This window comes from Pseudomonas sp. GD03862, assembly GCF_029840855.1.
Classification (GTDB): domain Bacteria; phylum Pseudomonadota; class Gammaproteobacteria; order Pseudomonadales; family Pseudomonadaceae; genus Aquipseudomonas; species Aquipseudomonas alloputida.
The window spans coordinates 1-15578 of the sequence record NZ_JAOCDI010000075.1 but is presented as its reverse complement, the minus strand read 5'-3'; the positions used below and the strand labels follow the sequence as shown (position 1 = coordinate 15578).

Genomic DNA, 15578 nt, shown 5'->3' with positions numbered 1-15578 from the left:
GAACTACACAGATTCGCAGGCACGTCCTAGGGACGGGCCAGCACACAGAATTTCTTGACGACCATAGAGCATTGGAACCACCTGATCCCATCCCGAACTCAGCAGTGAAACGATGCATCGCCGATGGTAGTGTGGGGTTTCCCCATGTGAGAGTAGGTCATCGTCAAGATTCAAACCCAAAGCCCCTGTCTGCGCATGCAGACAGGGGCTTTGTCTTTTCCGGGTTTCAATATCGGTTAGAACTGATAGCTGACCGTGGCGCTCACATTGCGCTCTTCACCCATGTAGCAGTAGTTCAGGCTGGCACATGAGGTAATGTAGCTTTCATTGGTAAGGTTGTTGGCGTTCAAGCGCACATCCACACCCGTCAGGCCGACCTTGCCCAGGTCATAGCCGATCGAGGCGTCGAACAGGGTGTAGGAAGGCACCTTCATGCTGTTTTCCGCATCGACCCAGCTGTACCCCACATATCGCACCCCACCGCCCAGCCGCAGGCCATCCAGTGCCCCCTGGCGGAAGTTATAGTCGGCCCACAGCGAGAGCATCTGTTTCGGCGCCTGAGTCGGCGAATTACCCTTGTTGTCCAAGTTGCCCGACACAAGGCTCGGCATTGACTTCGAATACTCGATATCGGTGAAGGTATAGCCACCCAGCAGTTTGAGGCTGTCGGTCAGTTGCACATGGGCCTCCAGCTCCAGCCCTTGCGAGCGGACTTCACCGACAGGGCGGTAGAAGTCTTCGTCAGGCTGTTTAGACGCCAAATTCTCCTGCTCGATGCGGAACACCGATGCGGTGAACAGGTTGTCGCTCCCTGGTGGCTGATATTTGATGCCGGCTTCCCACTGAGTGCCCTCCGTCGGTGCTAGCGGCCGGCCTTGCTGGTCGGACACGGTGTTCGGGTTGAACGACTCCGAGTAGCTGATGTAGGGCGCAATGCCGTTCTCGAACAGGTAGAGCACTCCAGCCCGGGAGGTGAACCTGGAGCGTTGATCACTGACCTTGCTGTCGCTGTCACGGTTCTCTTCGGACACCTTCACCCAGTCCTGGCGCAGTCCCAAGGAAAAGCGCCACTGGTCCAGCTCCACCAGATCCTGCAGGTACACACCCGTTTGTTGCAAACGCCGCTGGTAGCGGTTCTCGCCCAGTACCTGAAGGTTGCCATTGCCGTACTGCGGATTGCCAGCATCCAGCGGGTCGACGGTGCCATAACGCCATGTCACGTCGGCTTTGCGCCGCTGGTAGTCAGCCCCCAAGAGCAGGGTGTGCTTGGCGGCCCCAGTAAAAAACTCTGCCTGCAGCATGTTATCAATGATGTATGAATGCAGACGCTCGTCGCCGCCGGTATAGGCGCGGTTTAGCATGTTGCTGTCAACATCTGCCCAGCCGGCGGCGTACACCTGGTCCATCGACACGTCGGAATCCTGATAACGGAAGTTCTGCCGCGCGGTGAAAACATCATTGAAGCGGTGCTCAAACTGGTAACTGAAGGATTGCTGCGTGCGCTCGTAGTTGTCGATGCTCGGCTCGCCTTCGAAGAAATGGTCTGACAGGCGAAAACCGTTGCGTTTGTGCAGCATGCCGTCTGCAGGGTTGCCGCCGTGGTACCCACCGTTAGGGTCGTGCTGCAAATAGGCCTGCAGCGTGAGTGAGGTGTCTTCGGTGAAGTCGACACTGATAGCAGGGGCGATGGCGTAACGTTCTTCCTTGTTGTGGTCGAACTGAGTGTCGGAAGCATCCGCCAAACCCGTCAGGCGATACGCAATGCGTTTGTCGTCATTCACAGGCCCACTGAAGTCGAAGCCCACGCCACGCTGGCCCTGAGTACCTACCGTGGCCTGAACCTGATGGTAAGGGGCAAAGAGTGGCTTCTTGGTGGTCAGGGCTACCAGGCCACCCGGCGAGCTTCGCCCGTACAGTACCGAAGACGGTCCCTTGAGAATGTCGATGCGCTCAAGAAAGTATGGGTCTACCTGCATTGTGCTGTAGGTGCCGTTGTCGCCCATTGACTTGAGCCCATCGACGTAGATGTTGTCCACCGAACCGTCGTTGAAGCCGCGCATGGCTACATAGTCATAGCGATGAGTGGCACCGTACGGGTTGGTCAGTACTCCAGGCGTGTAGCGCATGGCTTGGGCAACGGTCTGAGAGCCCTGATCGTCCATTTGCTGTCGAGTAACTACCGAGACCGATTGGGATGTCTCCACCAAGGGCATGCTGGTCTTGGTCGCCACCTGGCTGTGCGTGGCGTTGTAACCCTCCATGCTGCCCAGTGCGTTGCCGAGGGAGAAACTACGGATGTCGGTGTCTGGTAACGCCAGGGCGGCGTTCTGACGCTGTGCCTGCAGCACATAGTTACGTCCCCCCTGGCTGACGGCTTCCAGTCCGCTGCCATTTAGCAACTGGCGCAGCGCCTGATCGGCTGTGTACTGCCCCTGCAGTCCGTTGGAATGCAGGCCATCGGTCAGCTGAGGCGTGCTCGATAGGGTGATCCCGGCCTGGCGAGCGATTGTGTTGAGCACGTCGGTCAGTTGGCCAGCTGGTATTGCATAGTGTTGGCTCACTTCGGCTGTGTCGGCCGCAACGGAAAGTTGCGGAACAGTTGCCAGGCCCAGGGCGGTACCAAACAGAACAGCCCGGATGGCATGGCGCAAGTGAGCTGATTGCAGGACTGGACGAAAATCATTCGGGCTGAAAGTGTGGGTTAACACCGGGTTGGTAGACATGAAGGGTCCGTTAAAGTGTCGAGGGCAGAAAGTGTTGCTTACTGTCCTAGCCGGACCTGGATTCAAAACCCGCCAGAAATCGATAACGCCTTATCAGGTGATGCTCTCTACATGCACCCACCAGCGTGTACGTCGACGAAGTCGTACGGGCAACGTCTGCGGTAGCAGCCGAAGCAGTTGCTCCGGGTCTTCGAGGCGGAACACCCCCGACAGGCGCAGGTCGGCAATATCATTGCTGCAGCCCAGGTAACCATGGCGATAGCGGCTGACCTGCGCGAGGAAGTTGGAGAGGCGCATGTCCTGAGTGACGATCAACCCTTCAGTCCAGGCCATCGCATCCATGTCCATGTGCGCGAGCCGGTGCGCACCTTGAGCATCCAGGCGCCAGTTCTGGCCACCTTCGATCCACTGAAGTTGGCCAGCACCAGGCCGGTGTATCGCCACTTTGCCGTGGCTGACGCTGACACGTGTGTAGTCGCTATCCTGATAGGCCACAAAGCGTCCTTCGAAGCCTTCAAGCAGCGCGTCGCGGGTTTGTACCAGCAGGGGATTCCGGGGGTTGCAGTTGATCATCAATTCCCCATGCTTCAGGCGGACCAGGCGCTGTTGATCATGGAAGGCCAGGTCCACGGCACTGCAGGTATTGAGTTGCATCAGTGAGCCATCGGGCAGGGTGAAGACGCGTCGCTCGCCCGTGCCGGTGGCATAGTCTGACGTCCAGGCACTCACAGTATCGAGATCTTTGGCCAGCCAGCTCGCAGATCCTGCCATGACAACGCCGCCAAGCAGCTTCAGCGCCTGTCGACGGCGCAGGCGCTGCTGGCTGGTTTCCAGTGTCTGCAATGCCAGCCCGGCACCCGGGATAGCGCGCAGGTCGAGGTCCTTATGAAGGTGAACCATACGCTGCCAGGCCTGTTCGTTTTCGTGGTGGCTGCTGCGCCATTGCGCGCACTGTTGTTGCAGAGCTGGATCGTGCCCGCTCTCACGTAGCCGCAGCATCCACTGAATGGCCTGCCTGACCGTTTTTGGATCAGGGCGTGCGACGGTCATGGAATCAGCAGTCGTCTTCATAGCGCAGCACGTAGCAGTGATAGAGCGCATCGGCGATGTAGCGCTCAACGGTGCGCACGGAGATACCCATCTGTTCGGCGATGGCCTGATGCTTCAGCCCCTCGCATTGAGCCAGCAGGAATGCGCGACGTACCTTGGGTTTGAGGCCGTCGAGCATGCGTGCAATACGTTCAAGCAATTCCAGCAGCAGCTCGCGGGTCTCGACTGAGGGGACCAGTGCTTCCGGCACATGGGCCAAAGCCTCCAGGTAGGCCCTGTGCAGTTCCTCGCGGCGCCAATGATCGATCACCAACCCACGCGCTACCGTGCGCAGGAAGGCCCTGGGAGCATTCAGCTGCAATTGTTCACGACGCTGTAGCAAGCGGACGAAGGTATCCTGGGCGAGGTCAGCCGCATCGGCTGCGTTGCCGAGCTTGCTACGCAGCCAGGTATGCAACCAGCCGTGGTGGTCACTGTAGAGCGTTTGCACGGAATCGTTGCTGGGCATGGAGGAGGGCGCCGGCATCAATGGACGTTAATGATAATTAGTCTCATTGTTGGCGGAGCAAGATTAATTTGCAACCCATCAGTTAACGCGTAAAGCCGGTAATGGGCTAACGCCCCAATTGCGTATCCAGGTAATTACGGATCACCCGCGCCCCGCCATTGAGGTGCCGTTCCAGCACCGCTACCGCTTCGTCCACCAGCTTGTCGCTGGCTGCATCTACCAGTGCGTTGTGATCGTCCTGAGTGAGCTTGCCCAGGCCCATGGACGAAAGATGGAAACGCAGGAAGCGTTCTTCCTCGTTCAGTTCGTTCTCGATAAGGCGCAGTAGTTTCTTGTTCGGCGCCTTGCTGTACAGCGCCATGTGGAGCAGGCGGTTGAGGCGGCCAATTTCGGTGTGGCTGGTCTCGTTCTCCAGTTGCTGGATATACCCGCGGGCGCTGGCGATGTCGCTGGCATCAAGCAGCGGGATAGACTGGCGCAGCGCCTCGCTCTCGAGCAATACGCGAAGGGCATAGGTGTCCACTGCATCCTCGCCGATCAGCGGTGCAACGACGGCGCCCTTGTGCATCTCCACTTTCAACAGGGATTGCGCTTCGAGCTGGCGCAGGGCCTCGCGCACGGGCATGCGACTGACGCCGTACAAGGTGGCGAGCTCTTGTTGGCGAACTGCAGTACCAGGCGGCAAGCGACCATCGAGAATGGCGCTGCGCAGGCGTTCTTCGATCACGCCACGGGCCTGATGCGGCAACAACTGCTCGCTGGCCAGCACATTGCTCAATTTGATTTTCTTGGCCACGCGACGCCTGCCTCAACGATGACTATATTGGATCCAATTAAACTAGTAACAGCTTGTGAGTGTGTCAAACCTGCACCCACACTGGTACGGGCGCCCCAAAAGCGCGGCTATGGTGGAGGAAGTCGCACGTCAAAGGAAGCTGCCTATAGAAAGATGTAAGCAGAAAGTATAGGCGGGCTGACAGCCGGGTGCGTGATTGCAGGGTGCCATTGTCTTTTGCGGTGGCAAGCCCCACCATCGCTGCTTTCGACTGGTCTGAACAGGGCTTCGCAGTGGCGATATCCTGGTTGCTCAAAACCGTAGTGCGATATGTCGGCTTTGCCGCGCTGCTGGGCAGTCTTCTGCTGGGCGGCTTGCACGCGGATTGGGATTTCTCCCAGATCAGCCGCAAGTCGCAGGCTCTGTACGGCCCACTAGGTGCCGGGCAGGGTCGCATCGATGCTTGGCAGAGCCTGATGGCCACGCAGAAGCAGGGTACTGAGCTTGAACGGTTGCAAGTGGTCAACCGCTTCTTCAACCAGCAATTGCGTTATGTCGAGGATATCGATCTGTGGCATGAGGTCGACTACTGGGCCACACCTGTGCAGGCACTGATCAAAGGTGCAGGGGACTGCGAGGATTACGCCATCGCCAAATATTTCAGTCTACGGCGCATGGGAATCCCCAGCGAGAAACTGCGCATCACCTACGTCAAGGCGCTGCGGCAGAACCGGGCACACATGGTCCTGACCTATTATTCAAGCCCACAGGCCCAACCTTTGGTGCTGGACAGTCTGATGGATGCCATAAAGCCGGCAAGCCAGCGTACCGACCTGCTGCCGGTGTACGCCTTCAATGGCGAGGGGTTGTGGCTGACGGGCGCGGCAGGGAACAAGAAGGTTGGTGATACCAAGCGGCTGTCACGCTGGCAGGATTTGTTGAAGAAAATGCAGGCCGAAGGGTTCCCGGCCGAGCCGGTTTACTGAAGGAGCACAGATGTCACTGTTCAAACAATTGCTGTTGGCCATTTGCCTGTTCCTGGTGGTCGCCTTCAGTGGCAGTTTCATGGTCAGCCTGGAAAGCTCGCGCAGCCAGTACGTCAACCAGCTGCGCTCGCACGCCCAGGATGCGGCCACCGCGCTGGCGCTTTCGCTGACGCCGAATATCGACGACCCAGCGATGGTCGAGCTGATGGTCAGCTCGATTTTCGACAGTGGTTACTATGCAAGCATCAAGGTCGTCGACCTGGGTTCCAACGCCGTGCTGGTGGAGCGTCACGCCGAGCCAGACCCTGGCGGTGTGCCGCTTTGGTTCGTGCGCCTGATCGGCCTTGAGGCCGCCGGCGGCGATGCAATCGTCAGTCGTGGCTGGCAGCAGGCAGCGCGCGTTGAAGTGATCAGCCACCCGATGTTCGCCATTGCCAAGCTTTGGCAAAGCGCCTTGGGCAGCCTGGGTTGGTTGCTGTTGTGCGGTGCGGCCAGTGCCGTGCTCGGTGCTTTGCTGTTGCGCCGCCAGTTGAGGCCGCTGGACTACATGGTCGAGCAATCCCACGCTATTGCCCGCCGCGAATTCCTCAGCCTGCCAGAGTTGCCACGCACGCCGGAGCTACGCCGCGTAGTGCAAGCGATGAACCAGATGGTCGAGAAACTCAAAGCCCTGTTCACCGAGCAGGCCGAGCGCAGTGAGCGGCTACGTGCGGAGTCCTACCAGGACAGCCTGACCGGGCTGTCGAACCGCCGCTATTTTGAAATGCAGCTGAACAATCGGGTAAGCAACCTGGAAGACGCGCGCGCCGGCTACCTGCTGTTGCTGCGGGTTCAGGGCCTGGCTGGCCTGAACGCCCGCCTTGGCGGCCAGCGTACCGACCAGTTGTTGCAAGCGGTAGGTGAACAGCTGCGTCGTACTTGTGCCAGCTACCCGGAAACCAACGACCTCATTTCCCGCAGCCGCGGCGGCGAGTTTGCAGTGCTGGCACCGGGCATGGTGCATGAGGAGGCAGTACACCTTGCCCAGGCTCTGGAGGCAACGTTGCAGAGCCTGCACGAAACGGGGGCCAGTGATATCGACCCGGTGGCTTGTATAGGCCTGGCACCATTCAGCCCTGGTGATTCACCCCAGGCATTGCTGAAGCTGGCCGACGAGGCTCTGGCCCGCGCTGAGAATCAGCCAACGCCGGGCTGGGTATGCCTTGAGCAAGGTGTTGCTGCGGTTGCTGCAGATAGCCAGCATGCCTGGCACGAACGGCTCGACCAGGCGTTCATCAATGGGCATTTCGAGTTGTTCTTCCAGCCAGTGATAGAGTGCGCTTCCTCGCAACGGGTACTGCACCACAAAGTTATTTCGCGTTTGCGCGATGGCCAGGGCGAGGCCTTGCCGGCGGGCCGCTTCCTGCCTTGGCTGGAGCGCTTCGGCTGGATGCCGCGGCTGGATGTGCTGGTGCTGGAGAAAGTGTTGGCGCACCTGCGAGAGCATGACCAGGTGCTGGCGTTGAACCTGTCCGCCGCCACCCTGGCCGACCCCAAGGCCCTTCAGCGCGTTTTCGAGCTGCTGGGCCAGAATGCGGCGCTCGGTCCGCGGCTGGTTTTTGAAATTGGCGAGGAGCAGTTGCCTGAGCAGGCAGCGTTGGAGCAACTCACCCGGCGCCTGCATGGGCTTGGCTTCGGGTTGGCTTTGCAACGCTTCGGTGGGCGCTTCAGCATGATTGGCAACCTGGCGCATTTGGGCCTGGCGTACCTGAAGATTGACGGCAGTTACATCCGCAACATCGATCATGAGCAGCACAAGCGGCTGTTCATCGAAGCGATCCAGCGTGCGGCGCATAGCATCGACCTGCCGCTGATTGCCGAGCGAGTCGAGACGGAAGGAGAGCGGTTGGTGTTGCTGGAGATGGGAGTAGGCGGGATTCAGGGGCAACTGGTGGGGGAGCCTGCGCCTTGGCGCTGAATGGCCTCCCGCGTGCCGCTGTAGGCGTGGGCTAGAGGCGCAAAAGGGCCGCGTAGCGGCCCCCAGGTTCACGTAGCGATTTGCAGGGCTGCTTGTACAGCCCTGTCGCGACATGAGGCCGCTCCTAAAGCAATGGCGAAACCTGCAGGTTGGCTATCACCGCTCCCGCAGCGCTTCCGAACGCGCCTTCATGATCGGCTTGAGCAGGTAGCTCATGATGGTTTTCTTGCCTGTCATGATGTCCACCGTCGCCACCATCCCCGGAATGATCAGCAGTGGCTTCTCGTCAGTCCCCAGGTGGCTGCGATCAGTGCGCAGCTTGATCAGGTAATACGTAGTTTTCTTGTCTTCATCGGTAATGGTGTCGGCGCCAATCTGCTCCAGCTTGGCCTTTAGCCCACCGTAGATGGTGTAGTCATACGCGGTGAACTTGACCGTCGCTTCCTGGCCAGGGTGCAGGAAGGCGATGTCTTTGGGCAAAATCTTCGCCTCGATGACCAGCGTGTCGTCCAGTGGCACGACTTCGAGGATATCGCTGCCTGGCTGGATTACCCCGCCAATGGTGTTCACCAGCAGTTGCTTGACGATACCGCGCACGGGCGAAGTGACCAGTGTGCGGTTCACCCGGTCGTCCAGCGCCTTGCTGGTGGCGGTAGCCTTGTTCAGTTCGGTGCGTGCCTCGTTCAGCTGGGTCAGCGCTTCGCTTCGGAACTTGCCACGTGTCTCTTCGATCTTGCTTTGCACCTCGCGGATCGCCGCCTCTGCGCGCGGGATCGCCAGCGCAGTGGAATCCAGCTGACCGCGGTTTTCCACTTCAGCACGGCGCAGGCGCAGCACTTCAACCTGGGAAATCGCGCCGGTTGCCACCAGCGGTTCGGACATGCTGATTTCCTTGCGCAGCAGCTCAAGGCTGTTGGCGTACTGGGTGCGTTTGGAGCTGTATTCGCGCAGCTCCTGCTGGCGTTGGACCAACTGCTGCTGCAGGCCGCCAATTTCGTCCTGCAGTTGCTGGCGCCGGCTCTGGTACAGCGACTCTTCACTGGCCGCCTGGTTTGGCGCGGCTTTACGCAGCTTTTCGTCGATAATCAGCGGGCGGTCCTCTACCTCGGCACTCAAACGTTCGACTCGCAGGGCCATGGCCAGGCGGTCAGCCTCGGTTTCACCAACGTTGGAGGCGAAGCGGGTTTCATCCAGGCGCAGCAATGGCTGGCCCACTTCGACGATCTGCCCCTCCTTGGCGAAGATTTCGGCGACGATGCCGCCCTCCAGGTTCTGGATCTTCTGCACCTTGGAAGACGGAATGGCCTTGCCTTCACCCCGCGTAACTTCGTCGATGGGCGCAACGCTGGCCCATACAATCAAGAACACGAAGAACAGGATCACGCCCCAGATGGTCAGCCGCACCACCCGCGGTGCATCTTCGATCAGGGCTTTGTTTACCTCGGGCAGCGGCTGGCCGCCAAGCGAGTCGCTGCCTTTGAAATAGCGCCGCAGGCCGTCCTTGAACTGCCCCATATCCAGCTTATGCAACACTGATCTGCCCCTTCTTCAGTGCATCCATGACCGCGGCTTTCGGGCCGTCGGCGACAATCTGCCCGCGATCGATCACGATCAGCCGGTCTACCAGTGACAGCAACGAGGCACGGTGCGTGACCAGCAGTACCGTCTTGCCCTCCACCACCGCTTGCAGGCGCTGCTTGAGGCGTTCTTCACCGGTGTTGTCCATGGCGCTGGTCGGCTCGTCCAGCAGCAGGATCTGCGGGTTGAGCAGCAGCGCACGGCCCAAGGCGACGTTCTGCCGCTGGCCGCCGGACAGGTTCTGCCCGCGTTCACCCACTTGCAGCTCGTAGCCGTCGGGGTGCAGCCGGGCGAATTCATGTACGCCCGCCAGTTCAGCGGCCTGCAGGATCAATTCGTCCTCGATGTAGCGGGCGCCGCTGACCAGGTTGTCACGCAAGGTGCCGGCCAGCAGCTGGATATCCTGGGGGACGTAGCCGATGTTGTGGCGCAGTTCGCTGACATCGATCTGGCGAATGTCGACGCCATCGACCAGCAGCGAGCCACCATCGGCCTCGTACAGGCCGACAATGAGCTTGGCCAGCGAGCTCTTGCCGGAGCCGCTGCGGCCGATGATGCCGACCTTCTCGCCAGGGCGGATGGTCAGGTTGATATTCTTCAGGGCCAGGTTCTGCTGGTTCGGATAAGTGAAGTCGACCCCGCGGAACTCGACGCTGCCCTGCAGCACCTTGCGGCTCAGTGGGCGCTCTTCGAAGTTGCGCTCTTGCGGCAGATCCATCATGTGGTCGGTGGAGACCATGGTCACCTTGGCTTGCTGGTAGCGGGCCAGCAGGCCGTTGAGCTGGCCCAGTGGGCCGAGGGCGCGGCCGCTGAGCATGTAGCAAGCCACCAGGCCGCCCATGCTGAGGTTGCCATCGATGATCAGGTACACGCCGACGCAGATCATTGCCACGCCGGCCAGTTGCTGGATCAGCAGGGTGATGTTCATCGCCAGGCTCGACAGCACCTTCACCCGCAGCTCCAGGCGGCTTAGGGTGCCGAGCGTCTGTTCCCACATGTACTGGCGTTCGCTCTCGGCGTTGTTGACCTTTACCGCATCCAGGCCGGCGAGGGTTTCGATCAGGCTGGACTGGCGCTCTGATGCCAAAGCCATGGTCCGCTCCATGGTCGCCATCAGTGGCCGCTGCAGGGCGTAGCCGATGCCCAGGGCCAGCGGGAAAGCGATGATCGGTATCCACACCAGGTGCCCGCCAATGATGGCGATGACGATCAAAATCAGGATGGTAAAGGGCAGGTCGATCAGGCTGGTCAGGGTCAGCGAGGCGAGGAAGTCGCGCAGGCCCTGGAACTCGTGAATGTTCTGGGCAAAGCTGCCGACCCGCGCCGGCCGGTACTTCATCGACATGCCGACGATACGTTCAAACAGCGTTGCCGAGATGATCAGGTCGGTCTTCTTGCCGGCCAGGTCCAGGCACAGGCCGCGAAGGCCTTTGAGGATCAGGTCGAAGATATACGCGCCGGCGATACCGATGGCCAATACCCAGAGCGTCGAGGTGGCCTGGTTTGGCACCACCCGGTCATACACGTTCATCACGAACAGCGGCGCGGCCAAGGCGATCAGGTTGATCACCAGGCTGGCGGCGATGGCGTCGATATACAACCACTTGCTGCGCAGCAGGGTGTCGCGGAACCACGACTTCGCGCGTGGGATGAGGTTGCCGTGGTTGACATCGAACTTGTGCTGCGGCTGCGCGAAGAACACGCGGCCGCTGTAGTCGCTTAGCAGTGCTTCGCGGCTGACATGCACCTCGCCACCGTCGCTCTCGCTGAGTAGCAGGCGCGCGGTGTCATCGTTCTCCCAGCCGAGCAGGACGGCGCTGCGGCCCTCCTTGAGCAGCAGCATGGCCGGCATGGCGATACTCGGGATCTGCTCCAGCTTTCGCTGAAGCAGGCGCCCCTGCAGGCCAGCCCGGGCCGCGGCGCGCGGCAGCAGTTCAGGGCTCAGGCGCTGGGCGGGTAGCGGTAGGCCTGTTGTCAGCATGACCCGGCTGGCGGGCTTCTGGTGCAGGACACACAGGCTCAGCAGACTATCCAGCAGGGGATCGTCATGCTGACTGCGTGGATCGTGGCTGAGTTGGACTCGACTGACTTCGGATTCCACGCGGCGCTCTCTTCATCCTTGTGGTGGGTGGGGTGGGTGTGCCGTCGTTAAGGTCAGGCCGGCTCACCCTGGCTTTCTTTGGTGCTGCAAAGCTGTGCTGATAAGGGTTATCACGCCCTGGTGCTGGAGCAACTGGCCAATGTTCGCCTTGAATCGGTGTTGAGTAAACAATTCTACGTGCTTCATTTTCACCAGACTTAGCGGGGCAATGATTGTTTCATTTTTGATCCAGCCATCATCCAGCTTGTTGCAGCATAGCCTGCCACTCAGCCAAGGCATGCAAGGGCTTTGGGTTCCAGCTTAGTCACTGTCAGTAAACAGGCGCTGGTTTGTTGGCGCATATCTGTGGCTTGTTAGTCAGAATTCATCTATAGAGCGCGGATCCTTGCCTTCTTGCATTCAATATCCGCAAGCGATTTTCAATGATCGGGATACCATTATTCACGCACTCGTACGTCATCTCATTGATTTGCGACACATCGCTGCTTGTGACTCGCGCAGCGCTGAAAGCCTGGTGGGCCTCGGGTGAGCAAGCGCCCCGGCTCTGGCTGGCTATCGACCTCTGCCTGGCCGCATTCCGGCAAGGTTTGTGCTTATTTGGCAATCAGTGTCCGGGCGATTGACAGTAATCTGGATATTGACGCCAGTAACGCTGACATTGCCGAGTATGAGGGTCGCGCCGCATGATTTACGGCTGCTGAGGTGTATGAAAAAGTGCTACGACTGATGGCTTAACACCTTTTTGATGATGTAAGACATTTGTCCTCAGGAAACGCTTGGCTAAGGTACAAATATCAATGTGACATTACATTGCCGATTGTTTAGGATGGCATGTATAAGGTCAATAGTTTGGCAGTTAGGCAATTCCAAAAGGTTATAGACGGAATATTGACGTCAAAAACGTCAAGAGATCATCGACATAGTTCCGCCTGAAGTGGCTAGCAAGCGCCGCTCTGGCAGGGAAGTACCCCATCGGGTCACACGGAGAGTCCAATGAGCAGCGTTGTAGCCATCGTCAAAAGCATTGTCGGCCAGGTTATTGCGGTATCCCCAGAGGGCATCCGGCGTGTACTTATCGAAGGTGACCGCCTGTTGGCCGGTGAGGAAGTGCTCACCGGTCCGGGTGGCGCAGTTACTTTGGAGCTGGCTGATGGCCGACTGCTCGATCTTGGACGTGACAGCCAATGGAGCGCCGATGCGCCTGACAGTAGCACCGACCTGAGCCAGGCGGCAGCTCAGGCCGCGCCTTCGGTGGAAGAGCTGCAGCAGGCAATTGCTGCTGGTGTTGACCCGACTACTGAGCTTGAAGCTACCGCCGCTGGCCCGTCATCAGCGGGTGGTGGTGCGCTGGGCGGTGGCCACAGCTTCGTGATGCTCGAAGAGACGGCTGGCCGAGTTGACCCGACGGTTGGCTTCCCGACTGACGGGCTGGGCTTTGCGGGCGTACCCGATAACCAAGAAGTGGGCCTGCTGGACACTAACGGCAACAACCTGGTGACCACACCGACGGATACCGCCGTCGCTACTGAGCTGACGCTTGGCGCAACCCCTTCCATCAGTGAAGCGGGTGGCGTAATCGTTTATACCGCCACCGTTGGTCAGGCGCCGACCACCAACCTGGTAATTACTCTGTCCAACGGTGCCGTGATCGTCATTCCGGCTGGGCAGACCAGTGGTAGCGTCAACGTCGCAGTTCCGGCAAACGACACACCCTACATCGACGGTGGCCAGATTTCGGCCACCGTGACAGGTAGTACCGGTGGTGGCGGGCTGACGGTGACATTGCCGCAATCGCCAGCGGTTACCCAAGTGACCGATACAATCGACACTACAACCGCGACCCTGACCGCCTCGCCAAGTGTGACCGAAGGCGGCGTGATCACCTACACCGTGACCCTGAGCAACCCTGCCCAGACGCCGGTGACCGTGACCCTGTCCAACGGCCAGATCATCACCGTTGAGGCCGGCAAAATCCAGGGCAGCGTCGACTTCCAGACCCCGGCCAATGACGTCTACAACAACGGTTCGACCGTCAGCGTCACCATCGAGAACGCCACGGGCGGCAACTTCGAGCAACTGACCCCGAACCCGACGCCGGCTCAGACCACGATCAACGACTCGGTCGACATCACCACCGCGACCCTGACCGCCTCGCCAAGCGTGACCGAAGGCGGCGTGATCACCTACACCGTGACCCTGAGCAATCCTGCCCAGACGCCGGTGACCGTGACCCTGTCCAACGGCCAAACGATTACCGTTGAAGCCGGCAAAACCCAGGGCAGCGTTGATTTCCAGACCCCGGCCAATGACGTCTACAACAACGGCTCGACTGTCAGCGTCACCATCGAGAGCGCCACGGGCGGTAATTTCGAGCAACTGACCCCGAATCCGACCCCGGCTCAGACCACGATCAACGACTCGGTCGATGCCACCACCGCGACCCTGACCGCCTCGCCAAGCGTGACCGAAGGCGGCGTGATCACCTACACCGTGACCCTGAGCAATCCTGCCCAGACTCCGGTGACCGTGACCCTGTCCAACGGCCAAACCATCACCGTTGAGGCCGGCAAAACCCAGGGCAGCGTTGATTTCCAGACCCCGGCCAATGACGTCTACAACAACGGTTCGACTGTCAGCGTCACTATCGAGAACGCCACGGGCGGTAATTTCGAGCAACTGACCCCGAATCCGACCCCGGCTCAGACCACGATCAACGACTCGGTCGATGCCACCACCGCGACCCTGACGGCGAGCCCGTCGGTCACCGAAGGCGGTGTGATCACTTACACCGTGACCCTGAGCAACCCTGCCCAGACGCCGGTAACCGTGACCCTGTCCAACGGCCAGGTCATCACTGTTGAAGCCGGCAAAACCCAGGGCAGCGTCGATTTCCAGACCCCGGCCAATGACGTCTACAACAACGGTTCGACTGTCAGCGTCACTATCGAGAACGCCACGGGCGGTAATTTCGAGCAACTGACCCCGAACCCGACGCCGGCTCAGACCACGATCAACGACTCGGTCGACACCACCACCGCGACCCTGACGGCGAGCCCGTCGGTCACCGAAGGTGGCGTGATCACTTACACCGTGACCCTGAGCAACCCTGCCCAGACGCCGGTGACCGTGACCCTGTCCAACGGCCAAACGATTACCGTTGAAGCCGGCAAAACCCAGGGCAGCGTTGATTTCCAGACCCCGGCCAATGACGTCTACAACAACGGCTCGACCGTCAGCGTCACCATCGAGAGCGCCACGGGCGGCAACTTCGAACAGCTGACTCCGAATCCGACCCCAGCCTCGACTGTCATCAATGACAGCATCGATACCGTCACCGTAAGTATTGTCAGCAATGGCAATGTGACCGAAGACCAGCAGCCTTCCTTTACTGTGAAAGTAAGCCAGGCGCTGGACCGTCCGTTGACCGTAACCCTGTCTAACGGCGACACCGTGACGATCGAAGCCGGTAAGACCGAAGTCGAGTACAAGACCTCGGTTCAGGGCGATGACGTCTATCTTGATGCAGGCTCCATCACGCTCAGTGTTACCGACGCTACAGTACCGGGTGCCACCTTCGAGAAGCTGGCCTTGGGTGGCCCGGCTACCGTTGAGATCTCGGACACTATAAGTGAAGTGGTGGCCAAACTGACCGCCACCCCTTCGGTGACCGAAGGCGGCGAGATCACCTACACCATCACCCTGACCAACAAAGACGGTCTGCCGATCAACAACCACTCGGAGCTGTACTTCAAGCTGACCGACGGCACCACTGTCGTCGTGGCAGCCAACAGCACCACCGGTTCGGCGACTGCAGCCGCCCCGGACAACGTCTATGTCGGCACCAACGCGCCGGTGGTCAATGCCATCGACGCGGTCAGCGGCGCAGATGCGTGGAAGTTC

9 protein-coding genes and 1 rRNA gene are annotated in these 15578 nt (G+C 59.9%); 4 read left to right on the top strand and 6 right to left on the bottom strand.

Translation table 11 applies throughout. The features are described 5' to 3' along the window. The first annotated feature begins 53 nt into the window (after positions 1-53). Positions 54-169 (top strand): 5S ribosomal RNA (rrf, locus tag N5D53_RS26665). A gap of 67 nt (positions 170-236) precedes the next feature. On the opposite strand, the gene N5D53_RS26660 is transcribed toward rrf, so the two are convergent. The 4 genes from N5D53_RS26660 to N5D53_RS26645 form a co-directional block, all read right to left on the bottom strand. Then, a complete protein-coding gene (locus N5D53_RS26660) occupies positions 237-2651 on the bottom strand; it encodes a TonB-dependent siderophore receptor (protein ID WP_121160923.1) in 2415 nt (804 codons plus the stop codon). Between the two features lie 165 nt (positions 2652-2816). Continuing rightward, positions 2817-3773 carry a FecR family protein gene (locus tag N5D53_RS26655; RefSeq protein WP_104960565.1) on the bottom strand — a complete coding sequence of 319 codons (957 nt, stop codon included), beginning with the start codon at positions 3771-3773 and terminating at the stop codon, positions 2817-2819. Positions 3774-3777: 4 nt separating this feature from the next. After that, a complete protein-coding gene (locus N5D53_RS26650) occupies positions 3778-4281 on the bottom strand; it encodes a sigma-70 family RNA polymerase sigma factor (RefSeq protein ID WP_014589285.1) in 504 nt (167 codons plus the stop codon). Positions 4282-4387: 106 nt separating this feature from the next. After that, positions 4388-5077: a GntR family transcriptional regulator gene (locus N5D53_RS26645; RefSeq protein WP_064492509.1), complete on the bottom strand. Its 690-nt coding sequence runs from the start codon at positions 5075-5077 to the stop codon at positions 4388-4390. A 203-nt stretch (positions 5078-5280) separates the two neighbouring features. Here N5D53_RS26645 and lapG point away from each other — a divergent pair, with 203 nt between their 5' ends. Both lapG and lapD read left to right on the top strand, forming a co-directional pair. After that, on the top strand, positions 5281-6042 hold the full coding sequence (gene lapG, locus N5D53_RS26640) for a cysteine protease LapG (RefSeq protein ID WP_011953175.1): 762 nt from the start codon (positions 5281-5283) through the stop codon (positions 6040-6042). A gap of 10 nt (positions 6043-6052) precedes the next feature. Beyond that, positions 6053-7999 carry a cyclic di-GMP receptor LapD gene (lapD, locus tag N5D53_RS26635; protein WP_190869793.1) on the top strand — a complete coding sequence of 649 codons (1947 nt, stop codon included), beginning with the start codon at positions 6053-6055 and terminating at the stop codon, positions 7997-7999. Positions 8000-8155: 156 nt separating this feature from the next. Here lapD and N5D53_RS26630 read toward each other — a convergent pair whose 3' ends face one another. Together N5D53_RS26630 and N5D53_RS26625 are read right to left on the bottom strand one after the other, a co-directional pair. Continuing rightward, positions 8156-9514: an HlyD family type I secretion periplasmic adaptor subunit gene (locus N5D53_RS26630; RefSeq protein ID WP_177413622.1), complete on the bottom strand. Its 1359-nt coding sequence runs from the start codon at positions 9512-9514 to the stop codon at positions 8156-8158. A 7-nt stretch (positions 9515-9521) separates the two neighbouring features. Further along, the gene (locus N5D53_RS26625) at positions 9522-11678 is read right to left on the bottom strand and encodes a type I secretion system permease/ATPase (protein ID WP_003256004.1); all 2157 of its coding nucleotides are present in this window, start codon (positions 11676-11678) and stop codon (positions 9522-9524) included. A 993-nt stretch (positions 11679-12671) separates the two neighbouring features. On the opposite strand from N5D53_RS26625, the gene N5D53_RS26620 reads away from it, so the two are divergent. Further along, on the top strand, positions 12672-15578 hold a 2907-nt coding region (locus N5D53_RS26620), incomplete at its 3' end, for a retention module-containing protein (protein ID WP_279841094.1).

What these genes read in the sequence shown, in the direction of transcription:
- lapD (WP_190869793.1), top strand. Translation starts at nt 6,053, where the DNA reads ATGTCACTGTTCAAACAATTGCTGTTGGCCATTTGCCTGTTCCTGGTG.
- N5D53_RS26630 (WP_177413622.1), bottom strand. Translation starts at nt 9,514, where the DNA reads ATGGGGCAGTTCAAGGACGGCCTGCGGCGCTATTTCAAAGGCAGCGAC.
- N5D53_RS26650 (WP_014589285.1), bottom strand. Translation starts at nt 4,281, where the DNA reads ATGCCCAGCAACGATTCCGTGCAAACGCTCTACAGTGACCACCACGGC.
- N5D53_RS26655 (WP_104960565.1), bottom strand. Translation starts at nt 3,773, where the DNA reads ATGACCGTCGCACGCCCTGATCCAAAAACGGTCAGGCAGGCCATTCAG.